Here is a 24747-nt window from a genome sequence, read left to right as displayed (position 1 = left end):
TCACTCCGTCTCCCCGTTGATCCGCCCTGCGGCGTCCAGCACCGCGGTCACGACATCCGCCACGTACGGCTCCTCCATGATCGTGAGGTGGTCCCCGTCGACCTCGACCACCGAGAGGCGGCCCGAGACGCGCTCGCGCCACCCGTTGGCGACGTCGGCGTGCATGCTGCCGATCGCCGTGTGCATCGACAGCAGCACCTCGGGAAGGGGCTGTCGGGCCCGCACGAGCACCATGTCCTGGTCGACGACCTCGGGCCGGTAGTCGAACGCCGAGCGCCAGTTCGCCTCGTACAGGCGGAACAGGCGGCGCACGATGATGTCCGTGCCGCCCGGGGGCAGTACGCCCTCTTCCACGGCCAGGCGGGTGATGTACTCGAACTTCTCGTCGAGGGTCCGGGCCGAGTCGGGGATGACCGCCTCGGGGGATTCGCCCCCGCGTTCCAGCCAGAGCAGCTCCCAGAAGAACCACGCGATGAGGGCGTCGTCGTCGACCCGGCCGTCCCGGTCGTCTCCCAGCGCGGTGGTGTCCAGTACGACGAGCGAACCGACCTCCTGACCCGCCGCGCGGAGCTGGCGGGCCATCTCGAAGGCCACGAATCCACCGAAGGACCAGCCTCCGATGTGGTAGGGCCCCTCGGGCTGCACCCGGCGCATGGCCGCGATGTAGCGGCGGGCGATCTCCTCCATGCCCCGCACGGGTTCCGTTCCCGCGTCGGCGCCGAAGGCCTGGAACGCGTAGAGCGGCCGGTCCTCGGGCAGGTGCTTGGCGAACCGCACGTAGCACAGCACGTTGCCCCCCATCGGATGCACGTAGAACAGCGGTGCGGCGTTCCCCTCGGTGCGGATCGGCACCAGGGGGTCGAAGTCGTCCCCGCCCCGCTGTTCTCCCCCTCGGGACGAGGGCAGCTCCCGTGCCAACGCGGCGATGGTGGGCGCCGCGATGAGCCGGGACAGCGGCATCGGCGCGCCGAAGCGCTGTTCGATGAGGACGGCCAGGCGCATCGCCGTGATGGAGCTGGCGCCCGCGTCGAACAGGTTCTCGTGGACGCCGATGTCCGAACGGCCGAGCAGTTCGGCCATCATCGCGGTGAGGACGCGCTCCTCATCGGTGCGCGGCGGGGTGACGGGACCGCGGGCGGGCGCCGCGAGCGGGCGGCGGACGAGCGCCGCGTCGTCGCGTTTGCCGCTGGGCGTCGTCGGCATCTCCGGGATCAGCTCGAAGTGGGCGGGGACCATGTGATCGGGCAGCCGCGAGCGGAGTCGACTCCGGAGATCATCGATGTCGGGTCCCTCGCCCCCGGAGACCAGGTAGGCGGCGAGGAACGTCTCGCCGGCCTCGCGGCTGCGGGCCACGACGGCGACCTCGGCGATCTCGTTGGCGAGCGAGGCCGCCTCCTCGGCCATGGCGATCTCGACCTCCGCCGGCTCCACGCGGTATCCGCGCACCTTCACCTGGCGGTCGGAGCGGCCCAGGCACACGACCTCGCCGCCGGGCATCACCATGCCGACGTCGCCGGTGCGGTAAAGGCGCTCGCCCTCCCGGGTCGGGTCGGCGACGAACCGCTCCTCGGTCAGATCCGGCCGACCCGCGTACCCGGAGGCGAGGCAGACCCCGCCGAGATGGATCTCGCCCTTGCCCCCGAGGGGGGACGGTCGCCCCTCGGGGTCGAGGACCAGTACCCGGGCGCCGTCGATGGGGCGGCCGATGGGGGGCAGGGCCGGAAACCGGCCGGGGTCGCCGGTCAGTGCGTGAGCCGTGACGACGTGGCTCTCCGTCGGCCCGTACTGGTTCTCCAGGATCACGTCGTCGCCGAGGGCACGGCACAGACCGCGGATCTCTTCGGTGACCCTCAGCTGCTCTCCGGAGGTGACGATCACCTTGAGCGACCGGGGGACGGTGCCCAGGACCGTGGCGGCCTCCGCGAACCGTTGGAGGGCGACGTAGGGCATGTGGACGCGCTCGACGCCCGCTTCGTCGATCCTGGCGAGCAGGCGGGGGATGTCCCGCCGCAGTTCCTCGGCGATCACCACCAGGGTGCCACCGCCGCACAGGGTGGAGTACAACTCCTGGAAGGAGACGTCGAAGCTGAGCGGGGCGTACTGCAACGTGCGTCCGCCGACCGCTCCGCTGGGCACGCCGTTCTGCCAGGCGACGAGGTTGGCCAGGGAACGGTGCGGCATGGACACGCCCTTGGGGGCACCGGTGGAGCCGGAGGTGAACAGCAGGTAGGCCTCGTCCTGCGGGAACACGTCCGGCAGCGGGGCGGGGGCGTGCCGCAGGAGGGCCGCGGTCCCGTCGAAGAGCGACTCGGCGGGGAGCACCACGCTGCCGTCTTCGAGCAGGTGCTCGTGGGCCTCCCCGACGATCACGCGCTCGGGGGCGCTCTGCTCGACCATCACCCGGAGCCTTTCGGCCGGGTAGGAGATGTCCAGTGGCACCGCCGAGCAGCCCGCCCGCGCGACCCCGAGCAAGACGGCGACGGCCTCGGGGGAGCGCTCCATGGCGATGCCGACCCGGTCTCCGGGGCTCACACCCACCGAGAGCAGGGTGCGGGCGACGCGCTCGGAGACGTCGGCCAGCTCCGAGTAGGTCCAGGATCCGCCGTCGAACACCACGGCGGCGGCCCGGGGCGCGGCTTGGGTCCTCTCCTCGAAGGCGCGCACCACGCTCACGGGTTCCAGGGACCGCGAAGGCGCCGCCGGAGGTTCCGGCGCGAGGAAGGACGGGTCGGTGTCCTCCAGCGGCGCGTCGGCGATCCGGCGCAGGATCGCGGTGTAGGTGGCGGCGAACAGGTCGGCCTGGTCCGCCGTGAAGGTACGGCCGGAGAAGTCCATACGCAGCCTGGTCCGACCCTCCACGGGGTCGGTCATGGCGTTGACCAGCAGAGCGAAGTTGGTCTCCTCCCACGCGGTGAAGCCGTGGTCCCGCACTCCGGGGAGCCCGAGTACCGCACCCAACTGCCGGAAGTGGATGTAGTTGAAGGCCGTGTCCACCAGCGTGGTCCCGCCGAGATCACGCTGGATCACCTCCAGCGGCACCCGGCGGTGGGGGTACGCCTCCCGCTCGACCTCCGCCGCGTGGAGGACCGCGTCCAGCCAGGTCCCGTTCCCGAAGGCGAAACGCAGGGGCAGCGTGTTGAGGAAGAGCCCGCAGACACGCTCCCCGTCCTCGACGTCGGGCCGCCCGTGGGAGACCAGCCCGGTGCACAGGTCGTCCTGGCCCGCCATCACCGACAGGGTGAGCGCGTGCGCGGCGAAGAGGACGGATTTGACCGGAACCCGGTGTGCCCCGGCCAGCGCGCCGATCGCGTCGGTGAGGTCTTCGGGGAGGGGCACCTCCCGTACGATCGGCGACTCGTCCCCGGGGGGCTCGTGGGTGCGGAACCCCTCCAGGGCCGGTGGGGTCGCCCCGGTGAGCCGTTCCCGCCAGAAGGCACGGCTTTCCTCGGAGGCGATGGCGGCCCGCTCGTCCGCCGCGTGCAGCGCCGGGCTCGGCAGGGCCGTGCCGTCGACCGGCTCGATGGCCAGCCCGCAGGCGTGCAGGTGGTCCCGGAGCAGTTCACTCACCAGGTTGGCGACACTGCCGCCGTCCAGGAGCGCGTGGTGGAAGGAGAACACCAGCTCGACCGTGTCGTCCCGGACGAAGGCGTGGAAGAGGTACAGGGGCGCCCTGTCGAACACGTAGTCGTGCAGACGGCGCTCGCGCATGTGCCCGACGACGCGCTCCTCGGCGTCCCGCGCGGGGACGCCCCGCAGGTCGGTGACCTCCAACCCCTCGGAGGGCGCGTCCCGGTCGACGATCTGGAGCGGCTCGGAGTGGGCGGTGAGGTCGAAGGACGAACGCAGCGCGGGGTGACGTGCGACCAGGCGGTCGAAGGCCGCCCGGAAGTGCCGCTCGTCCCAGGGCATCTCGACGCTGTACCGGAAGACGTCCTTGTACACCGCTGATTCCCGGCTCTCCCTGCTGTGGAACAACAGGCCGAGCTGGAGCCGGGTGGTCGGGAAGGCGTCCGCGCGCCCCTCCAACCGGGCGCGGTCGAGGTGGGAGACGAGCGCGAAGGGCTCCTGCTCCGCGCTGTCGCGGGAACGGGCGCCGCCGCGCCGGTCGATCACCTCGGCCAAGCCCCGGACGGTGGGGTTGCGCACCAGGTCGGAGAGGTCGAATCCGATTCCGGCCCGCTCGGCGAGGGCGCGTATCCGGAGCATGGTGATGGAGTCGCCGCCCAAGGCGTAGTAGTCGTCCTCCGCTCCCACGCTCCGCACGCCGAGGACCTCGCCGAACACCGCGGCGAGCGCGGACTCGGTGGGTGTGCCGAGCGCGCCTCCCCCTGAGGGAGCGACGGTCGGCCGGGGCAGCGCCCGCCGGTCGGCCTTGCCGTTGGGGGTGAGGGGGATCCGGTCGATCCGCACGTAGTGGGCCGGGATCATGTAATCCGGCAGGGAGTGGCCCAGCCGGGCGGACGTCTGCGCCGGGGCGAGTTCGGCTGCGGCCACGTAGTAGGCGACCAGGGAGGTCCCCCGGCCCGGCGGGGTGTGGTCGATGACGACGGCGTCGCGCACCTCGTCCAGGCCGACGAGGGCGTTCTGGACCTCCCCGAGTTCGACGCGGTTGCCGCGGATCTTCACCTGGTCGTCGATACGGCCGAGATACTCGATGTTCCCGTCGGACAGCAGCCGGGCCAGGTCGCCGGTGCGGTAGAGCCGGCCGCCCGGGGAGTAGGGGTCCTTGACGAACTTCTCCCGGGTGAGCTCCGGGCGGTCGAGGTAACCGCGGGCCACCTGTACTCCGCCGATGCACAGCTCTCCGGGGACGCCGACGGGCTGAGGGCCGCCGTGCGGCCCGAGCACGTACAGGCTGGTGTTCTGGACGGGGACGCCGATGGGCACCCGGTCCAGCGGCCCGGCGTCGGCCGGGGGGCAGTCGTAGCGGGTGACGTCGACCGCGGCCTCGGTGGGGCCGTACAGGTTGACCAGGAAGGGGCCGGTCCCCCGTCGCTGGGCCCGGGCGAACACGTCGTTGAACCGGTTGACGCGCTCGGCCGGCAGTGCCTCGCCGCTACAGAAGACCCAGCGCAGCCCCTCCGCCCTCGCCGCGGCCTCGGGGTCCTCCTCCAGCAGGTCCAGGAACGGGCCGAGCATCGAGGGGACGAAGTGGAGGGCGGTCACGTCGCGGTCGGCCACGGCGTCGAGGATCCGCCGCGGGTCCTTCTCCTCGCCCGGGGGCAGCAGGGCCAGTTCCGCGCCCTGGATCCCCCACCAGAACAGCTCCCACACCGACACGTCGAAACCGGTGGGCGTCTTCTGGAGCAGGGTGTCGCCGCCTCCGATGGGGTAATGGCGCTGCATCCAGGCGAGTCGGTTGATCACCGAGTGGTGCTCGACCATCACGCCCTTGGGGCGTCCGGTGGATCCGGAGGTGTAGATGACGTAGGCGATGTCGGTGGACTCCGCGGTGGGCTCCAGTGGCTGGTCGGAGCCGTGGTAGAGGTCGACGACGCGGTGCGCCGGGTTCCCCTCGGGGACACGGTCGGGGTCGGTCCCCTCACCGAGCAGGACGACCGTGGGGGCGCAGTCCTCCAGGAGCAGGCCGATCCGGGCCCGGGGATAGCCCGGGTCGACGGGCACGTAGGCGCCGCCGGCCTTGAGGACGCCGAGAAGTCCGGGCAGCAGGTCGGGGCCGCGCTCGGCCATGATCGCCACCCGTGTCCCGGGGCCCACGCCCTGTTCGCGCAACCGCCGGGCGACCTGGTTGGACCGCCGGTCCAACCCGGCGAAGGTGAGCGAGGTCCCGGTGGCGATGTCGTGGACGGCCGGGCGGTCGGGGGTGCGCGCCGCCTGTTCCTGGAAGAGGCCGTGGAGGGTCTTCTCGCGCGGGTAGTGGGCGTGTTCACCCTGGCGGTGGCGTACCAGGTCCTCGTACTCGTCCACGGTCAGCATGGACAGCGCCGAGACGGGCAGCTCGGCCAGGTCCAGGCCCTTGGTGACGAGTTCGGTGATGTGCCCGGCGAATGCCTCGGCGGTGAGCTCGCCGTCGAAGACGTCGCGCGCGTAGTCGAGGTCGATGCGCAGGTCGTCCTCGTCTTCGAAGGCGTGGACCATGATCGACAGGGCGTTGTCCTCGTGGACCGGGGCCATGATCGTGGTGGTCCGCTCGACCCCGTCTCCGGGCGTCGGATGCGGGTAGCGCAGGTAGGAGAGGGTCACGTCGAAGGGTCGGCGCGCGCCGTCGACGGTCGCCGGCATCTCCTTCACGATGTCGCCGAGCGGGAGGCGCTCGTGGTCGCGCATCTTCCGGAGGCGCCGGCGGACGACCTCCGCCGACTCCAGGAGCGGGCGGTCCTCGTCCAGTTCCAGCCGGAGCGGCAGGTTGTTGGCGAAATGGCCGACGACCTCGCGTTCGGCGTCGGTGCGCCGGTTGAGGAAGGGGACGCCCAACGCCACGTCGGAGGTGCGCAGCACCCGGCCGAGCCAGATCCCCACGGCGGTGGCCAGGTAGGCGAACGGTGAGCAGCCGGTCTCCAGGATCCGCTGCACGGTCTTGCCGTCGATGACGAAGGTGTGCCGTCCGCGCCGGGTCCGGCCCGCGCCACCGCGAGGGAACAGCGCGGGTGTGAAGCCCGCCAGGTTGTCCCGGTGGAACGCGCGGTCGCTCTCGTACGACGGTGACCGCGGGTAGTCCCGGGCCCGGGCCATCTCGTCGGCGAACCTGGGCGGTGCGGGCTCCGGGTCGGCCCCGCCGTCGAGGCGCCGCCGGTAGTCGGCCAGGATCCGTGCGGAGAGCCGGTTGAGCGCCCAGGCGTCGGCGACGATGTGGTGCGCCTTGACGTGCAGGTGGACGACGGCCGCGTTCTCGATCAGCAGGGCCGCGTGGACCAGGGGTCCGCCGCGCGGGTCCAGGGGCCGGTACAGGTCCTGCTCCTGCCAGGCGCGTACCGCCTCGGCGGGGTCGTCCTCGGTGGAGAGGTCGACGGTCCCGACCGTGACGCGCGAGTCCCCCGGTGCCGCCACCCGGACGAACGGTGTTCCGTCCTCGTCGTGGAAGCGCATACGGAACGCGTCGCATCCGTGCAGCACGTGCTCCGTGGACGCTCTCAGCAGGGCGGGGTGCCTGACGCCGGCCAGCCGCTCGTGCAGGACCACGTTGAACTGGGGACCTCCGGGAGCACGTTCCTCGGAAGCCCAGATGTCCTCCTGGTACACCGTGGGGCGAGCCTTGTCGGACGGTCGTTCAAGAAAGTCATGCTGCGTTCGGAAGCGATTCACCGAGCATCCCACCTGTTTTTTGGTTTTGCTGACTTGGATCCACAGGCCTCCATGGGAGCGCCCTTCTGATTCGGCGCCGGCAAGACCTGGAATCGACGCTAGGTGCAGCCCTCCCACCCCTGCCACTGCGCAATCGAGTAGGCGGATGGAAAGCAGAGGCGATCGCGCGGGTCAACGGACACAAAGACCGAAGAACCTGAGGATACAAAGCTATAATTCATGATTCGCACTGACCAGCGCAAACACGATAAAACCATTGCCTGACCAGTGGATTCATTCGATTGCGCATATCAAAAAGGGTACCGAGTGCCATTTGTGATTCATATCACATGAATCGATCCCGCCTTGTAATGCACAATGAAAGAAGTGGGACGTTCGTACAGGTTTCATGATTTGAGCACTGAAGACGCTGTTCAGCGACCGACCAGAGGTGCCTCCCGCTCGGACCAGTCGCATGCGTTGGAGAACCAGGCCGACCAGACGACGATCCGGTCGCATCTGAATAGGAGACTGAAGATGCTGATTTCCGTCGAACTTGAAAAATTTGGAACGACTCTTCCTGCGGAGGAGAAACACCAGGATCCCCCACTCGTAGAAGTGGGAGGGCATTCCGAGATCAGAGGCCGCGAAGAGGAGTTCGATGATGTCCTGCGCGTCCTTCGGGACGCGCGCGCCTCCGGCCTCGCCGTTCGGATCCGTATCGAGGGACCGACGGGGATAGGGCGTGGCGCGTTCGCGGTCGAGTGTCTGCGGGCGGCGCGCGGACTGGGCCTTCACACCCAGGGACCGGTGCGTTGTCCCGGCCGCGCGCATCGCTTGCCCGCCCTGGTGGGACTGTGCCCGGCCTGCCGGGGTGACGGACCGTGGACGCGCGTCGGCGACCTCGGCCGGGCTCACCGCGCATCGCCCGACGTGGGGATCTGCTCGGCCTCCGGGCGCGTGTGGCTGCGGGCCTACCCGGAGGGACCGGCGGTGACGCGCGCCCATCCCCAGGAGCGGGTCCACCCGGTCCGCCTGGGTTCGCTCACCCGGGCGTCCGTCCTACAACTGGCCGAGGACATCCTCGGGGCTACGCCGGGCGAGACTCTGACCGCGTGTCTGGAGCGGGCCGGGGGCCACCCGGCCCTGGTCGGCGAACTCCTGCTCGGCCTACGGGAGGAACGGTCACTCGTGTACCGGGGGGGAAGGGCCGATATCTGCGTCGACCGCCTTCCGGCTCGGGTTCACGCATGGGTCGACGGTGTTCTCCGTTCGGTACGGATCCCGGTCGACGAGTTCCTGGCCGCGTGCGCTTCCATGGGCCACGAGTTCGAATACCTCGAACCGGTTCGAAGGGCGATGGACCTCCCCGGTCATCAGATCGAGGAGATGAGCCGGGTCGCCGTTGAACTCGGGATACTCCGGAGAGGGAGCACTTTCCGTTTTCAGAGCCCGATCATGCACGAGATCTTCTGGTCGAACATACCTCGGCGGTTCCCGTCGTTCATCCGACTTGCTTCCCGAGCGACCCCCTCTCCTCATCTGTGCGCCTCCCCCGAAACCGGCCTCTCCCTCACCGCGCAGGAAAAGCGCCTGGTTCTATTGGCGTCGGAGGGTTTCACGAATCAGCAGATCGCGCACCGGCTGAAGATATCTCAGCACACGGTCAACTACCACCTCAAGAAACTGTTCAAAAAATACGGCGTTAATTCGCGCGTCCGGTTGGTGCGCACGGCTCTCAAGGACACCGCGCTCGGCCACATGCACGATGGCCACCGTTGACGACGCTTCCGACGCGCGGCACCCGATTCGCTCGATCGCCCCTGGAGGAAACATGCACCGCCCGCTGAGCCCCCTGGAACGCTGGTATTGGATCGCCGACGGTCTGTCACCACTCAACGTCGTCGGCAGGATGACCGTCGAGGGACGGCTCGACCGGCTCACCGCGCGGGCCGCCCTCGACCTCCTCCAGCGAAGCCATCCGGCACTGCGGGTCGCCGTCGACGAGACCCCCGAGAACGGGCCCGCGTTCGTCCGATCCGGCCGCCCGATCCCCCTGGTCCACCGTGAGGAGTCACGGGAGCGGCTCGCGTCGAGCGACCGGTGGGCCGAGGACGCCGACCGCCGCCACCTGGCGGAAGGCGTGGACCCGCGTAACGGGCCGCTCGTCCGAGCGGAGGTGGTCAGCGCCGTCGACGGCGACGGCCGGGGCGTCCACGAACTCGTCCTCGTCCTCCACCACGCCATCGCCGACGGGACCACGGCGATCTCACTCGTTCGTCAGTGGGCCGAGTACGCCGCGGCGGCAGGGATCCCCGAGCCGCGCGGAGGGTCAGGGGCGTCCGAGGACGGATCCCTCCCCCCGTCCACCGAGGACCTTTTCCCCCGCGAGTACCGTGCGGGCCGAGGTGAGGCGGTCGCCGCCGAGAAACGCCGACGCGATGCCGAGGACGCCTCCCGACTGGCACCGGTGCGGGTCCCCCGACAGGGCGAGGTCCCCTTCGAGAAACGCAGAACGCGCCTGGTACACCGGCGGCTGGACGCCGCGACCACCCGCGCCCTCATCACGGCCTGTCGCTCCCGCGGCGTCACCGTGCACGGTGTCCTCGCCGCCGGGCTGGTGGAAGCCGTGCACCGGGACGCGGGCGCTCCCCCGGGTACGCGATTCGCGATCGGCTCGCCGGTCGACTTCCGCGCGGAGCTCGATCCGCCCGTCGGTCCGGACGAGGCGGGGACGTTCGTCGCGACCCTCCCGACGATCGTCGCAGGCGGGGCCGACCTGTGGGAGACGGCTCGGGCCGTCAACGCCGACCTCGCGCGGCGGCGGGACCACGGCGAGCACTTCTCCATGATCAACGACCTCGCCGCACGGGTCGGCCGCGACGTCGTGCGGAGCATCGGACTCATCGAGTACATGGACCGTGAGGGCCCCATCAACCTCTGCCTCACCAATGTCGGAGCCGTACGGCTGCCGGAGCGGATCGGCTCCCTGCGCGTCACCGGCGCCGACTTCGCCGCGGGCATCTCCGTGACGGGTGTGCTGGTCGCCGCCGCCACGACGGCCCACGGACGCCTCAGCTGGAATCTCACCTACGTCGACGGACTGGTCTCCCGCGATCGCGCCACCCGTCTGGCGGCCTCGTCGCTGGACCTCTCGGTCGCGGCACTCCGATGAGACACGGCCTCCCCCGTCACAGCGGAAGGGCCTTCGACCGCCCCGGCTCCACGCGCGGAGCCGGGTCCACCGCCTACCGAGAAAGAAGTGGGACATGACGAACGAGTACGGAACGGTCGACCAGATTCGCACGAGGGCCCTCGAAGTCGGGGCCGAACGGGTGGTTCGCGACCACCTGGCGCGAGTGCGCGCCCTGGAGCACCGCATCAACGCGATCGCGAGTCTGCGCGAGGACGCGGCGCTGGACGACGCGCGACGGGTGGACGCCGAGCCCGCACTCCGGAGGGGGCCCCTCGCGGGTGTCCCCGTTCTCGTCAAGGACGTCCACGAGGTCGCGGGCCTGACGATGGCCAACGGCTCGCGCGCCTTCGCTTCCCACACCCCCGACTTCGACAGCGAGGTCGCCGCTCGGCTGAAACGAGCGGGGGCCGTCATCCTCGGCAGCACGGTGATGCCCGAGTTCGGGTTGCGCGCGACCACCGACAACGCGCTCCACGGCGCCACCCGCAACCCCTGGAATCCGGAGTTCGGCCCGGCGGGCTCCAGCGGCGGGGCCGCCGCCGCCGTCGCCGCGGGACTGGCGCCCGTGGCGTTGACCGGGGACGGCGCCGGGTCCGGACGCGTCCCCGCCGCCGCCTGCGGGATCGTCGGCCTCAAGCCCACCCGCGGACGCGTCCCCTGGGGCCCCGGCATGTACGAGCACTGGGCCGGCCTGGCGATCAGCAGTCCGATGGGGCGCACCGTGCGCGACACCGCGCGCCTGCTCGACGTCGTGTCCGGTCCGATGACCGGGGACCCCTACGGTCTGCCGGCGACGCCACCGGGCCACTTCCTGGAGGCGTGCGACCGCCCCTCGGAGCCGCTGCGCGTGGCCTGGACGTCGACGCCCCCGCACGGGCGGGTCGACGCCGGGGTCGACGCCGCCGTCCGGGCGGCCCTGGACGTCTTCGACGACCTGCCGCACTCCCTCGTGGAAGACTCCCCCGATCTCACCGGGATGCTGGAGCCGCTGCTGGCCATCATGGCGGGCAGTGTGGGAGCGCTGGTGCAGTTCATCGGTCCCGCGGGGCTGGACGCCGTGGAGGCCCCGTCCCTGGAGATCGCGCGCCAGGGCGAGCGGATGCCGGCGTCGGACTACGTCGCCGCCGTCAACGCCTGCCGGGCCCTCGCAGCCCGCGTCCTGGGGTTCTGGGAGGAGTACGACGTGCTGGTCACCCCCACGTCGACCCGCGGGCCGCTCCGGATCGGCGAGGCCCCCGCAGGAGAGTCCTTCCACGAGCGGTGGTCCTTCTACGCGGACGTCTTCGCGTTCGGCTACCCCTTCAACATGACCGGCCAGCCCGCCGTCACCGTTCCCTGCGGTTTCGACGGGGACGGCATCCCGGTCGGCCTCCAGCTCGTGGGCCGCCCCGGCGCGGAGGACGTTCTGCTGGGCCTGGCCGCACGGATCGAGGAACTGCGGCCGTTGGGTCGGACACCGGATCCGGACCTGCCGGCCCTGCGGTGAGAGGCGCGCCGCGCGCCCCCGAGGACAGGGGGGACACGCGGCGCCACCCACCCGGCCGAGGCGTCCGCGGCTCGGCCGGCTCCCGGGGGTGGGCCCCGCCGCCGTCCGGTGGCGGGTCACACCCCCGTGTCAGGAGGCCCGGCGCGGCGCCAGGATCTGCTCGATCCGTTCCAGGACCTCGTGTGCCCGGAGCCGGTCCGGCCCGGTCGCCGCGCGGAACCGAAGCCCTTCGATCTCGTCGGTGACACGCGACGCGACCAGCGGATCCTCCGTCGTTCGCCGCACCGCGCGGGCCAGCAGTCGAGGCCAGCCGAGGTCCGTTTCCGGCGGATCGGTCCCCCGGGCCGCGAGCAGGGCCAGCTCGTACTCCACCAGAGCGCGGCTCCTGCTCGGCCCCGAGGTGTCCGCGATCACCGCCGCCAGCACCTCCAGTCGGTCCGCCGACCCGGCCGCCACCTCACTGGCCCTGGCCTCGAACCGGGCCGCCGTGTAGTACGACAGGGATTCCAGGAGCACGGCTCGGTCGGGGAAGTGGTAGCCGACCAGGGAGGGGGTGGTGCCACCCTCACGGGCGACGGAACGCAGTCCGACCGCGGCGATTCCCGAACGCTCGGCCACCCGCAGAGCGGCCGAGAGGAGGGCGGCTCTGCGCCTGATCCCCCGGGAGCACCGACCGTCCCCCCGGTTCACGACACCTCCCGTCATGACCACCCCCCGCTGTCGTCCGCCCTCTCCCCGCCCGGGACCGGGGGGAGGATCCCCGCTCTCATCGCGCGGGGTCGTCGGCGGTCCGGCCCCCCGGCTCGACCGCGACACCGGGGTCGAGCCGATCCCCTCCGGTGTCGCCGCCGGGACCGTCGGCTCCCTGGACGCCGATGTGCCGGAGCATCACCGCGGTCGCCGCCGCCAGGGCGAGGGTGACCACGGCACCCGTCCAGCCCGTGGTGTTCAAACCCGCGATGAAGGCCTCCTGGGCCCGCTCGAACACCGGCGCGGGGAGCTCCCCGGAGATCGAGGTGGCGCCGGACAGGCTGTTCTCCACGATCCGGGCCGTGTCCGCGGGGAGGTCGCCGAGCGCCTCCGCGTTCATCCTGGCGGTGTAGACGGCGGCGGACAGGCTTCCCACCACGGCGATGCCCACCGCCAGACCGAGTTCCTGGACGGTCTCCGACATGGCCGAGGCCGACCCGGCCTTCTCCGGCGGCGCGGCACCGACCACCAGATCGGTGCCCAGCGCGGCGATCGCACCCAGGCCCAGATAGACCAGGGAGAACGCCCCGACCACCAGGAACAGTCCTCCGGAGGGTCCCACGAGACCCATCAACGCGTAGCCCACCGAGGACAGCGCCAGCACCCCCGCCACCACGTACCCCGGTCGGACCCACCGGGTCAGGACCGGCGCGAGAATCGACGACAGCATCATCATCAGCGCGGGCGGCCCGAACCACAGCCCGGCGGCCAGAGGCGAGAGCCCCTCGACCAGTTGCAGGTACTGGGTGGTGAGGAGCATGGTCCCGCCGACACCCACCAGGCCGACGAGCATCATCCCCAGGGCGACGCTGAAGGCCCGGTTCCCGAAGAGGGTCACATCGAGCAGCGGACTCTCCAGGGCGCGTTGGCGGCGCACGAAGACCACGGAGAAGACGGCGCCGGCCACCACGGCGGCGAGCACCGTCGGGCTCGGCCCCTCCTTGGCGAACTCCTTGACCGCGTAGACGACCGGCAGGATGGCCGTCAGCGACAGGAACACGCTCGGCAGGTCGAAGCGCCCGCTCTGCGGGGCACGGTACTCGGGCAGCAGGAACGGGGCCGCCACGAGCATCAGGCCGATCATCGGGACGGCCAGCAGGAAGGCCGCGCCCCACCAGAAGTACTGGAGGAGCACACCTCCGACCAGTGGACCGGCGGCCATGCCCCCGGCGAAGAACGTGGCCCACAGACCGATCGCGAGCGCCCGCTGGCGCGCGTCGTCGAACATGTTGCTGATCAACGCGAGCGTGGAGGGCATGAGCGTGGCGCCGGCCACGCCCAACGCGGCGCGGGAGGCGATGAGCATCTCGGGGGTGGGCGAGTAGGCGGCAGCGAGCGAGGCCGCCACGAAGGCGATCCCGCCGATGATCAGAAGGCGGCGCCGGCCGATCCGGTCCCCGAGGGTGCCCATCGTGATGAGGAAACCGGCGATCAGGAAACCGTAGGAGTCCACGATCCACAGTTCCTGGGTGCCGCTGGGCCGAAGGTCGACGGCGAGTGAGGGCAGTGCCAGGTGCAGGACGGTGAGGTCCAACCCCAGAAGAACGGTCGGTAGTGCCAGGACGGCCAGGCCCGCCCATTCCGCCGGTCCTGCCCTGCCACTGCTCGGGCGGGTCATGTCACGGCTCCTCTCGTCGTGGGAAACGACCCCAGCCTGGTAGGGGCCGCGCACGTCGTACGCACGCGGCGCGCACGGGGCCCGAGGGCCGACTTGTATGCTGGGGCCATGCGTTTTGGGGTGCTCGGCTCACTCACCGTGTGGGACTCCGGCGGCGATCAGGTCCCGATCACCGAAACGAAGGTCCGGGCGGTGCTCGCCGACCTGCTGGCGCACCACGGCCGTTCCGTCTCCGCCGAGCGGCTCATCGAGGACCTGTGGGGTGGACGCCCGCCCGGTCGGCCCCTGAACACCCTCCAGACCAAGATCTCCCAGCTCCGTAAGGCCCTGGGGGCCGAACGCGTCCTCCGCTCCCCGGCCGGCTACCGGGTGCGCGTCGAGGACGACGAACTCGACGCGGTCCTGTTCCGGCGGACCGTGGAGAGGGCCGACCGGACCGACGACCCCGGTGCTCGCGGACGGCTGCTCGCCGAGGCTCTGGGCCTGTGGCGTGGACCGGCCTTCGCGGACTTCACCGACGCGGTGTTCGTCCGTGCCGAGGCCGCACGCCTGGAGGAGCTGAGGGTCGGGGCGGCGGAGCGGCTGGCCGAGGCGCGCATCGAGACCGGCGAGGAGGACGTGGCGGTCGCGGGGCTGCGGGAGCTGGTCGAGGAGCACCCCCTGAGAGAGCGGTCACACGGCCTGTACATGCTGGCCCTGTCCAGGACGGGGAGACAGGGGGAGGCGCTGAGAACCTTCCACGAGCTGCGTGTCAGGCTTCGCGACCGGTTGGGGATCGACCCCGACCCGACGGTCCGCGACCTGTACGCGTCCATCCTGCGTCAGGAACCGGGGGCGACCGCGCTCCCCCGCGTCGCGGACCGCCCGCGGAGCAACCTGCCCGGCCCGCCGACGGCGCTCATCGGCCGTGAGTCCGAGAGCGCACGCGTCCGCGCGGCGCTCTCCGACCCCCACGCCGACCGCCTGGTGACGCTGACCGGTCCCGGCGGCGTGGGTAAGACCCGCTTGGCGATCGCCGTCGCGCGATCGCTGACCGAGGACTTCCCCGACGGGGCGTGGATCGTGGAACTGGCCGGCATGGACCGCGCGGCGACGACCGCCGACCTCGCCGAGCGCGTCATCGCGACGCTGGGGCTGTGCGAAGGAGCCGCGGACTCCGCGTTCGAACTGGTGGAGTGGCTCTGCGGGGCCCTTCGGGGGCGGCGTTGCCTCGTCGTCCTGGACAACTGCGAACATGTGGTGTCCCAGGTCGCGGACCTGGCCGGGGCCCTGTTGGCCGCCGACGCGGGGCGTCTCGTGGTGACCACTCAGGAAGCGCTCGACATCCCCGGGGAGACCGTCTTCCCGCTGGCTCCGTTGACGCTGCCCGACTCCGTCGGCGACCCGGACGAGATGGTCGCCTCCTCCAGCGCGGTACGGCTGTTCGTCGAGCGGGCCCGGGCCGCGTCCCCCGGCTTCGCGCTGACCGGGGAGAACGCCCCCGCCGTCGCCGCCGTCTGCCGCCGCCTGGACGGCGTTCCCCTGGCCCTCGAACTGGTCGCGGCCCGGCTGCGCGCGTTCACGCCCGAGCAGATCGCCGCCGGCCTGGACGACCGTTTCGCCCTGCCGACCGGCCCGGGACGGGGCCGACCGACCCGGCAGCAGACCCTGCGATCGATGATCGACTGGAGCTGGAACCTCCTGACCGACGGAGAGCGCACGGTCCTGCGCCGGCTGGCGGTGAGCAGGGACGGGTGCACCCTCGCGGGGGCACGGGCCGTCTGCGCCGACGGACACGACGTCCTCGACGTGCTCTCCCGGCTGGTCGACCGTTCGCTCGTGGTACGCGAGGGCGAGCGGTACCGGATGCTGGAGTCCGTTTCCGCGTACTGCGTCGAGCAACTGGAAGGGGCCGGCGAGCTGGAGGAGGTGCGCCGCCGGTTCGTCGCCTTCCACGTTCGGGAGGCCGAGCGCGGGGACCCGCTCCTGCGGGGCTCCCGACAGCGCGAGGCCCTGGAATGGTTCGACACCGAGACGGTCAACCTGCGCCACGCACTGGAGCTGGCGATACGCGCGGGGGACGCCGACGCGGCGCTACGGCTGGTCAACGCACTGACGTGGTACTGGCGGCTGCGCAACCGGGTGGCCGAGGCGCGACGCTCCTTCGAAGCGGCGCTACGCCTCCAGGGCGGGTCTGCGCACACACGGCGCGTCGCCGAGGGCCGGCTCGCGGCTTTCGAGGGGCGCCCGCCGCGCGAGGACGGCCCCGTGGAGGCGGGTGCGTTGCGACTGTTCTGGTTCGCGGGCTCGGTCCCCCACGACCGCGAGGCGGGGCGCGCCCTCGTCGAGGAGGCGCTGGCCCGGACCGGAGAGAGCGGTGACCGCTGGGTGGAGGCCGCGGCGCTGGCGGAACGTGCCGGACACCGCCTCGACGACGGCGAGGTGTCGGCTTCGCGCGCCGACGCCCGGCGCAGCGCCGGGATCTTCCTGGACCTGGGGGACCGCTGGGGACTGCTGCGGGCGAACGCGGCGCTGGCACGGGCGGCGGAGGCCGACCTCGACCACCGCGACGTCGTCGCGCTGTTGGAGGAGGACCTGCGGGCCGCCGAGGGGCTGGGCCTGTGGGTCGACGCCATAGAGACGCTCTTCCGCCTCGGCCGCATCGAGGCCTCGCGGGGTGAGCGTTCCCGCGCGCGCCACCTCCATGAACGGGCGCGCCGGGTCGCCGAGGAGCGCTCCTACGCCTCCGGGATGGTGGAGGCAGACGCCTGGCTGTACCGGGAGGACCGGGTCCCGGCGCAGGACCGGGGCGGACGGCGGACGGACGCCTCTTTCTCCGGCGGGGGTCCCGGCCCCGGTTAGAGCCCGGTCCAGGGGCCGCGCCCCGGGGCGGGAGCGCGGGCGCCGGGGACACCGCCCCCGGAACACACGTCGTTGCTCCGAGTCGCCCCTGGGCTGATGCGTGGCGTTCCGGGCGATGGAGGCGGGAGGTGCCCGGGGCGTGTGGCGTCCCTTCCCGGCGGTGGGGGCGAACGAACGGGGGCGGGGTCTCCCCCGCCCCCGCCCGCGGACCGACGCGGCTCTGCGCCGTGTCAGTCCGCGGGCGGACCGTCCACCGGCTGGAGCGCCGCGGCCTGCGCCTTCGACTCCGGGGTGGCGTCCCAGATCGGGTAGGTGGCAAAGGCGATCCACGTCTTCTCCCGGCCGGCCCGGAAGGTGACGGGGACGCTCGCCTTCACCCAGACCAGCTCGCCGGGGCCGGCCGTGGTGGAGCCGGTCTCGGAGTCGACCGTGAACTCCCCCGACCGCACGACGATGACCTCGTCGTAGCTCGGGGTCCACGTCATGGCGGCCTCGGGCAGGAAACAGGCGAAGCCCCCGCCCATGGACGTCGAGTTCCTCTCGTGCAGCACGTTGCCGATGTAGACCCCGGCGTCGCCGAACCGGACCCACGCCGCGTCGGCGGCGGTGAACCTGCTGATGGACATCACTACCTCACTTCTCAGGTGAAAGGGCGTCAGGGCGTTCAGACCATCGGCGAGACCTTCTCGTCCACGCCGAGCAGCGCCTTGCCGTAGACCTCCTTGCCGATGGACGGCTGGACCACGGCGTGCCGGGCGGCCATGTGGGCGTCACGCCACACACGCTGGAGCGGGTCGGCCTCGGCGAAGCCCCCCGACCCGTGGACGTACATGAGGCCGTCGATGGCCGCCGTCGTGTTCTCGACGGCGTGGCCGAGGTCCGCGCGGATGCGCGCACGGGTGAGGGCGTCCGGTCGGTGCCCTTGCGCGGCGGCCCGGTCGACGGCGTCGGCGGCGCGGTGGGCGTGCAGGTGGGCGGTGTCGATCCGGAGGGCGGCCTCGGCGACGGCCACCTGGTAGGCCACCGAGTCGGTCTGCCTCTGGAAGAAGGTGAAGGCGATGGCCTTGTCCGGGGCCCTGCGGACGACCGTCTCCAGGGCGGCCCGGCCCAGACCGAGCAGCGGCCCGACGATCACGGTGGAGACGAAGGGGGCGAAGGGCGACCGGTACAGGGGCGTCTCCCCCTCGTCGGCCGCGTGGGTGCCGGCGAAGAGGGGAGGGACCGAGAGGACGCGGTGGTCAGGTACGAAGACGTCCTGCGCCACGAGGGTGTTGCTGCCGGTCGCGCGCAGCCCCGCGGTGAACCACGTCTCCTCGACGGTGTAGTCGGAGGCCGGGACCAGGACCATCCCCTGGTCCACCACTGCGCCGTCGTCGTCGGTGAGGGGGACCCCCAGGACCGCCCAGTCGGCGTGCCAGGAGCCGGAATTGTAGTTCCAGCGGCCCGTCACCGTGAACCCGCCGTCGACGCGCCGCGTCTTCGCGGTCGGGGCGACGACGCCGGAGACGATCGGGGCCGAGCCGGAGCCGAACACCTCGTCCCGCGCGCGTTCCGGGAACAGACTCGCCATCCACGCGCAGGAGTTGCACACGGCCGCCAGCCACCCGCTCGCGCCGTCGCCCTCGGACAACGTCGAGGTCACGTCGAGAAGGGTCCGAAGGGAGGTCTCGTATCCGCCGTAGCGCCGCGGGATGAGGAGCTTGAACATGCCCTCCTCGGTGAGCGCCTTGACCGTCTCGTCCGTGAGTCGACGTTCCTGCTCTCCCTGGGCCGCGTTGGCCTGGAGGAGCGGGATCAGAGCGCGGGCGCGGTCCAACTCCGCGCCTGAGGGGGTGAAGGTCGACTGTTCGGTGTCCATGAATGCCCCAATCGATGATGAACGCCTCAACGGCGTGTGTCAGTGGCGTGTGAAGGCCAGGATGTGGTCGTTGAGGACACGCGGCATGCGGGCGTGCTCGGAATGGGTGCCGAACTCCCGGTTGCCGTAGACCAGCGAGGAGGCACCGGTACTGTCCGCGTTCACCACCACACCCATGAGCAGGACGTGGTCGCCGCCCGGGACGGCGCGGTCCAGCTCGCACACCGCCCATCCCACGACACGGTCCAGGCGAGGAAGCCCGTGTTCGGCGCGCCACGCCACGCCCCGGAAGCGGTCCTCGCCCCTTCCGGCGAACACCCGGGCGACCTCCTCGCCCCCGACTCCCAGGACGTTGACCCCGAAGCGGCGCGTCCGCAGGATCCGGTCGAGGAGCCGCGAACCACGGCCCAGCGCCACGGTGACCATCGGCGGACGAAGCGAGAGCGAGCCGAAGGAACTGACGGTCGTTCCGTGAGGGGTCCCGCCGTCCATCGCCGTCACGATCGTGACGGGGGCGCAGACGCCCGCCATGAGGTCTCGGAACACGTCTTCGGTCAGCATGGGCGCTCCCAGAGCCGTCCTGGAGACCGCGGGCGGGGACTCCCCCCGCCGCGGGTGGCGATCTCCGGTGCGGTGCCGTGGCCGCTGGGCCGCAACGGCGGTCCGTCCGTCGGATCGTCCTTGTTCTCGGAACGTAGTCGGACGGTGCCGACGGAACCAGGGAAGTCGCCCACCACTACTCGAACACGCAGCGACCGCCCGGCAGGGAGGGTTCTCCCCGCGAGGCGGATCACCCCTCGGGTCCCGCTATTCGGGGTCGGGAAGAAGGTCCTTGAGAAACCCCTCGAACTCGTCCGCGCTCGGCTTGTGCTCGGTGAGCAGACTGTGCAAGAGCAGACCGTCGATCGCACCGGCGACGACACGGGCCCGAACGGGGTCGTCGGTGTAGCGGTGGGCGAACGCCCGAACGGCGGCCAACCACCCGTCGGTGGCCTCGCGCAGGTGCGGGCGTCGGGCGGCGAGGAGGAACAGTTCGTACTCGGCGAGGAGCCGGCCCGGCTCCTTGACCACCTCGGACAGGAGAACGGCCAGGTCGCGTCGGCGGTCGCCACCGGAGGAGAGCCGGCGCATCCGCCGAGAGTCCTCCTCCATGACGCTGGTCAGGGCCGCGGTGAGCAGGTCACCCAGGCTGGAGAAGTAGTAAGTGGTGGCCGAGCTCGGCAACCCCGCCTCCTGGGAGACGACCCGGTGGCTGACCCCCGCCACACCGTCTCGCTCGATCACACGCAGGGTCGCCTCGATGAGCGCGCACCGGCGGCGTAGACCCTTGAGCCTGCGCCCGTCCGTGGTGGACTCGTTCAGGGCTCCTCCTCAGGTCGGGTGGGTCCGCTTCGCAAGGACCATTGCGCACGCGGATAACAAGAGTGTTTCGTCGCGGGTCTCGTGGAGTGGGTTCTCCGGATCCTCCGGCTGCGATGATCGGTTTCTCGTCCTCGAACGCCGATGGCCGGACGAAGGGCCCGGGACGGTGCCCGGCTCGAACGCGGACCCGTGGGACTCTTCCCCACCCGGAGGCGTTCAGGGTGCCGTCGCGCACCGGGGAACGATGAGCGACCGGACCGGGCGACGAGCGTATCGCCCCGAGGGTCGGAACACGGGAGGCGGGAGGGCCACCGGCGCGGAGTACGTGTGCGCCCGCCCCGGGATCCGACGGCGGTCCCTCCCTCATCGTCCATCGTCCGCAGTCCCGGTGCGTGCCGCCCCGGCGGGCTCGTCCACGGCGGTGCGCGGGTGGGTGCCGGAGAGGGACGACGCCGCGGTCGGGGTCGGCCCGGCCGGTGGGCGACGGCGTTCGCGCCGCCCCACGGCCGACCGAAAGTCCGTTAGGGTCCGCCCATGCGAAAACTCCCCTTCCTCCCCCTCGCCCTGGTTCCGCTCGCGGTCGGCTGCGCCTCGGGGGGAACGCAGACCGTCGCATTCGGCGAGTCCGCCGCGGTTCCCCGACCCGTGGGCGCCTACGAGTCGGAATTCATCCCCGGCCGCACCGCCGACGTCCTGTACAGCGTGGACGAGGTCGTCTCCCCCTCTCCGGGCACCGTGACCTTCACCCTCACCGTGGAGATCCCCGAACTGGGCCGGACCTCGGGTCTGAGGAACCTGACCGCCGTGTGCGAGTCCGGCGGACACCACGGCCCGGCGCGCAGCGAGGAGCAGCTCGGGGAGGCGGACGGCGGCACCCACCCCTTCGCGATGGTGTGCGCGGTACCGGAGGACGCGGAGGAACTGCTCATCGCGGTCGAGCACTACGACCACCGCATGGAGTTCACCGGCACCCCCGGCTGAGCCTCAGACCCGCGGGATCGCGGGGCACCCGCCCGGCACCGCCACCCGCGCCCGCCGATCCTCGGCACCCGTCGGCCGCGGTTCGCGCGGGCCGGTGTCCCGCTCCGCCTCGGCGCCGGGTCGCCCATCGGCGGATCCACGTATTCCGACCTCTTCGTTCCCGACCGTTCGGGGAAAGGCTTCGCTAGTGTTCCACCATGCGAAACCTCCCCCCGAGCGTCGCACTCCTGGCGCTGATCCCGACCTTGACGGCCTGCACCCCCGGCCCCGAACCCGAGACGGACGGCGCCGGTTTCGGCGAATCCATCGTCGTCGCCCATCCGGTGGGCGCCCACCCGGAGGAATACCGGCGTGATCTCGACGCCGAGGCCCTCTACACCATCGACGACGTCGTCCTGCTCGGTTCGGAGAGGGTGGCGTTCGTCCTGAACGTGGAGGTCCCCGAGACCGGTCGGACCTTCGGGTTGTCGGACCTGTCCGTCGACTGCGCGGCGGGCGGGAACCGGAACCCGGCCCTGACCGACCGCGTCCTGGGCGAGGCCACGACCAGCTCCTACGCCATCCCCTACACCTGCGCGATCCCCGAGGGCACCGGAGAACTGCTCATCACGGTGGAACACTACGACTACCGCCTGGAGTTCACCGGCACCCCCGGCTGAGCCTCAGACCCGCAGGATCGCGAAGCACTCGCCCGGCACCGCCACCCGCGCCCCGTCGATCTCCGGCACCCCGTTGGCCAGCAGCAGTTCGTGCGGGACGGCGTCCAGCTCCACCTCGGCGCCGTCCGACGCCAGGTTGCACACCACCCGCAGTGTCCCGCGCACCAGCACCAGCTGCCGCCCGTCGCCGGAGGCCACCACCGCGAACCGGTCCAGGCGCGGGTCGGCCAGGTCCGGTTCGGCCCGCCGCAGCGCGATGAGCGACCGGTACGTCTCCAGGACCAGGGCGTGGACGTCCGCCTCGGTCTGTGACCAGTCCAGCACCGCCGCGTCCCGGGTGGCCGGGTCCATCGGGTCGGGGATCTCCTCCTCGGCCCAGCCCAGCGCGGCGAACTCCCGGCGACGTCCGTTGCGCACCCCCTCCACCAGGTCGGGGTCGGTGAAGGAGGCGAAGAACGGCCACGGGGTGGTGGCCGCCCATTCCTCCCCCATGAAGATCATCGGCGTGTAGGGCGAGCACAGCAGGAGCGCGGCGCCGCAGACGAGCAGCCCCGGGGAGACGTGCTCGCCCATGCGGTCGCCCCGGGCCCGGTTGCCGATCTGGTCGTGTGTGGACAGGTAGCCCAGGAAGCGGTGTCCGGGCACCCGGGCGAGGTCCACCGGGGCCCCGTGGGTCCGGCCGCGGAACGACGAGTGGGTGCCGGCGTGTCGGAACACCCGGCTCAGCACGGTGGGCAGCGCCTCGGGGTCGGCGAAGTCGGCGTAGTAGCCGTGGGTCTCCCCCGTGAGCGCGACGTGCAGCGCGTGGTGCAGGTCGTCGGACCACTGGGCGGTCATCCCGGTGCCGCCGGCCTCCCGGGGAAGCACCGTGCGCGGATCGTTGCGGTCGGATTCGGCGATCAGCGACAGCGGTCGACCCAGGCTCGTGGCCAGTGCCTCCACCTCGGCCGACAGCTCCTCCAGGATCGGCACCGCCCGGTCGTCGCGCAGGGCGTGCACCGCGTCCAGCCGCAACCCGTCCAGGTGGAAGTGGCGCAGCCACCCCAGGGCGTTGTCGATGACGTGCCGGCGCACCGGGTCGGAGTCGGGGCCGTCCAGGTTGAGGGAGGGCCCCCAGGCGTTCTCCCCGGAGAAGTAGGGACCGAAGCGGGGCAGGTAGGCGCCCGAGGGGCCCAGGTGGTTGTGGACCACGTCCAACAGCACGGCCAGTCCGCGTCCGTGGCAGGCGTCGACGAACTCCTTGAAGGCGTCCGGGCCGCCGTAGGGTTCGTGCACCGCGTACCACAGCACCCCGTCGTACCCCCAGCCGTGAACGCCGTCGAACGCGTTGACCGGCATCACCTCCACGTGGGTGATGCCCAGGTCGACCAGGTGGTCGAGCCGGTCGATCGCCGCCTTCAGGGTGCCCTCGGGGGTGAAGGTGCCCGTGTGCGCCTCGTAGACCACCGCGCCCGCCAGCGGCCGTCCCGTCCAGGCGTCGTCGGTCCAGACGAACGCCCCGTGGTCGTACACCCGACTCGGGCCGTGCACACCGCCCGGCTGGTACGGGGAACGCGGGTCGGGCAGCGGGACGGGGTCCTCGTCGAGGAGGTAGGCGTAGTCGGTGCCGGGCCCGGCACCGTCGACCCGGGCCCGCCACCACCCGCCCCGGTCGCGCTCCATGTCCACCACCCGGGGCGCGGGGTCGTCGGCCGCCCCCAGGCGCAACCGCACCCGGTCGCGGTGGGGCGCCCACACCGCGAAGTCGCCGTCCACGCCCGTTCCCGGTGCGGTGGACCCGATGGTGATGATCTCCGATTGGCTCACACGGAACGGTCTACCCGAGCCGCGCGGGGGCGACGCGCGCGACACACCGGTTCAGCGCGGCCGGTACAGGTGCAGGCGCGTCGACGCGGTCACCGCGACCGGCGCGGGCAGGGCGGCGATGCGCGCGCCCAGGTCGGCGGGGTCGAGGTGGCGGGCGCTGGGGCCCATGCCGACCACGGTGGCGACGTCCTCACGGGCGAGCGCGAGCGCGAACCGGAGCGGTTCCACCGCGACGGGCTCGAAGACCCCGTGCAGGCTCTTCTCCAGGCGTTCGTCCTTGCGGGGGTCCACCGACAGCAACCCCAGCGGGGCGCGCAGCTCGGCCAGGTGGCCGGCGTCGGGGACGACCACCACCAGGATCCCGCCGGGCGCCAGGACGCGGGCGAACTCCTCGGCGTTGCGCGGCGCGAACACGTTGAGCAGCGCGTCGACCGTGCCGTCGCGCAGCGGCAGTCCCCGCCAGGCGTCGGCGGTGACCGCGCCGGCCCGCGGGTGGGCCTTGGCGGCGCGGCGGGCGGCGAACTTGGACACGTCCACGGTCAGCCCGGTCGCGGTGGGCAGCGCGTCGAGGACGTGCGCCAGGTAGTGGCCGGTGCCGCCGCCGACGTCGACGACGAACGGGGCGTCGGTGGTCTCGCGGGCCACGACCCGGGCCAGCGCCGCGCCGATGGGCGCGTAGTGTCCGGCCTGCTGGAACCGCACCCGGTCGGCGACCATCGCCTTGTCGTCGCCGGTACCGGGCGGGGTCGCGCCGGTGAGCAGGCTGACGTACCCCTCGCGGGCCACGTTGAACACGTGCCCGGCCGCGCACCCCATCCCCCGGTCGGCGGCGGTGAGCGGGTGCCCGCAGGCGGGGCAGGCCAGGGCGTCGGCCACGGTCTCGGGCATGCGCGGGCGAGGGCCGCCGGCGGTGTTCGTACTCGTCATGATCGCCCGTCAGCCTACCGG

General features: G+C 71.9%; 15 protein-coding genes. 6 read left to right on the top strand and 9 right to left on the bottom strand.

Annotated elements, in window-relative coordinates:
- Complete coding sequence (locus RM479_RS17300; RefSeq protein ID WP_311512751.1) at nucleotides 1–7200, bottom strand: non-ribosomal peptide synthetase; 7200 nt, start codon at nucleotides 7198–7200, stop codon at nucleotides 1–3.
- Nucleotides 7201–7779: 579 nt separating this feature from the next.
- Here RM479_RS17300 and RM479_RS17295 point away from each other — a divergent pair.
- The 3 genes from RM479_RS17295 to RM479_RS17285 all read left to right on the top strand — a co-directional run bounded on the left by RM479_RS17295 (nucleotide 7780) and on the right by RM479_RS17285 (nucleotide 11924).
- Nucleotides 7780–9024, top strand: coding sequence for a helix-turn-helix transcriptional regulator (locus tag RM479_RS17295; protein WP_311512750.1), 1245 nt, complete (start codon nucleotides 7780–7782; stop codon nucleotides 9022–9024).
- Between the two features lie 52 nt (nucleotides 9025–9076).
- The gene (locus tag RM479_RS17290) at nucleotides 9077–10417 is read left to right on the top strand and encodes a phthiocerol/phthiodiolone dimycocerosyl transferase family protein (protein ID WP_311512749.1); all 1341 of its coding nucleotides are present in this window, start codon (nucleotides 9077–9079) and stop codon (nucleotides 10415–10417) included.
- Nucleotides 10418–10511: 94 nt separating this feature from the next.
- Entirely contained in the window at nucleotides 10512–11924 is a 1413-nt protein-coding gene (locus RM479_RS17285; RefSeq protein ID WP_311512748.1) for an amidase, read from the top strand.
- A gap of 129 nt (nucleotides 11925–12053) precedes the next feature.
- Here the strand turns inward: RM479_RS17285 and RM479_RS17280 are convergent, their stop codons facing one another.
- Together RM479_RS17280 and RM479_RS17275 are read right to left on the bottom strand one after the other, a co-directional pair.
- On the bottom strand, nucleotides 12054–12629 hold the full coding sequence (locus tag RM479_RS17280) for a TetR/AcrR family transcriptional regulator (protein ID WP_311512747.1): 576 nt from the start codon (nucleotides 12627–12629) through the stop codon (nucleotides 12054–12056).
- A gap of 61 nt (nucleotides 12630–12690) precedes the next feature.
- Complete coding sequence (locus RM479_RS17275; RefSeq protein WP_311512746.1) at nucleotides 12691–14292, bottom strand: MFS transporter; 1602 nt, start codon at nucleotides 14290–14292, stop codon at nucleotides 12691–12693.
- Between the two features lie 108 nt (nucleotides 14293–14400).
- Here RM479_RS17275 and RM479_RS17270 point away from each other — a divergent pair, with 108 nt between their 5' ends.
- Nucleotides 14401–17133 (top strand): BTAD domain-containing putative transcriptional regulator, encoded by a 2733-nt coding sequence (locus tag RM479_RS17270; protein WP_311512745.1) that lies wholly within the window; start codon nucleotides 14401–14403, stop codon nucleotides 17131–17133.
- Between the two features lie 230 nt (nucleotides 17134–17363).
- On the opposite strand, the gene RM479_RS17265 is transcribed toward RM479_RS17270, so the two are convergent.
- From RM479_RS17265 to RM479_RS17250, 4 genes are all read right to left on the bottom strand, one after another.
- The gene (locus RM479_RS17265; RefSeq protein WP_311512744.1) at nucleotides 17364–17759 is read right to left on the bottom strand and encodes a hypothetical protein; all 396 of its coding nucleotides are present in this window, start codon (nucleotides 17757–17759) and stop codon (nucleotides 17364–17366) included.
- 38 nt (nucleotides 17760–17797) lie between these two features.
- Nucleotides 17798–18991, bottom strand: a complete 1194-nt coding sequence (locus RM479_RS17260) for an acyl-CoA dehydrogenase family protein (protein WP_311512743.1) — start codon at nucleotides 18989–18991, stop codon at nucleotides 17798–17800.
- Between the two features lie 39 nt (nucleotides 18992–19030).
- Complete coding sequence (locus RM479_RS17255; protein ID WP_311512742.1) at nucleotides 19031–19552, bottom strand: flavin reductase family protein; 522 nt, start codon at nucleotides 19550–19552, stop codon at nucleotides 19031–19033.
- Nucleotides 19553–19798: 246 nt separating this feature from the next.
- Nucleotides 19799–20275, bottom strand: coding sequence for a TetR/AcrR family transcriptional regulator (locus RM479_RS17250; RefSeq protein WP_311512741.1), 477 nt, complete (start codon nucleotides 20273–20275; stop codon nucleotides 19799–19801).
- Nucleotides 20276–20887: 612 nt separating this feature from the next.
- Here RM479_RS17250 and RM479_RS17245 point away from each other — a divergent pair.
- Together RM479_RS17245 and RM479_RS17240 are read left to right on the top strand one after the other, a co-directional pair.
- Nucleotides 20888–21334 carry a hypothetical protein gene (locus RM479_RS17245; RefSeq protein WP_311512740.1) on the top strand — a complete coding sequence of 149 codons (447 nt, stop codon included), beginning with the start codon at nucleotides 20888–20890 and terminating at the stop codon, nucleotides 21332–21334.
- A 197-nt stretch (nucleotides 21335–21531) separates the two neighbouring features.
- Nucleotides 21532–21993 (top strand): hypothetical protein, encoded by a 462-nt coding sequence (locus RM479_RS17240; RefSeq protein WP_311512739.1) that lies wholly within the window; start codon nucleotides 21532–21534, stop codon nucleotides 21991–21993.
- Nucleotides 21994–21996: 3 nt separating this feature from the next.
- Here the strand turns inward: RM479_RS17240 and treZ are convergent, their stop codons facing one another.
- Both treZ and RM479_RS17230 read right to left on the bottom strand, forming a co-directional pair.
- Nucleotides 21997–23799, bottom strand: coding sequence for a malto-oligosyltrehalose trehalohydrolase (gene treZ / locus RM479_RS17235; protein ID WP_311512738.1), 1803 nt, complete (start codon nucleotides 23797–23799; stop codon nucleotides 21997–21999).
- Between the two features lie 51 nt (nucleotides 23800–23850).
- Nucleotides 23851–24726 carry a putative RNA methyltransferase gene (locus tag RM479_RS17230; RefSeq protein WP_311512737.1) on the bottom strand — a complete coding sequence of 292 codons (876 nt, stop codon included), beginning with the start codon at nucleotides 24724–24726 and terminating at the stop codon, nucleotides 23851–23853.
- Between the last annotated feature and the right edge of the window lie 21 nt (nucleotides 24727–24747).

The sequence above is a fragment of the Nocardiopsis lambiniae genome (genome assembly GCF_031845465.1).
Classification (GTDB): domain Bacteria; phylum Actinomycetota; class Actinomycetes; order Streptosporangiales; family Streptosporangiaceae; genus Nocardiopsis; species Nocardiopsis lambiniae.
The sequence above is the reverse complement of the archived record's forward strand: the minus strand, read 5'-3'. Positions and strand labels throughout refer to the sequence as shown.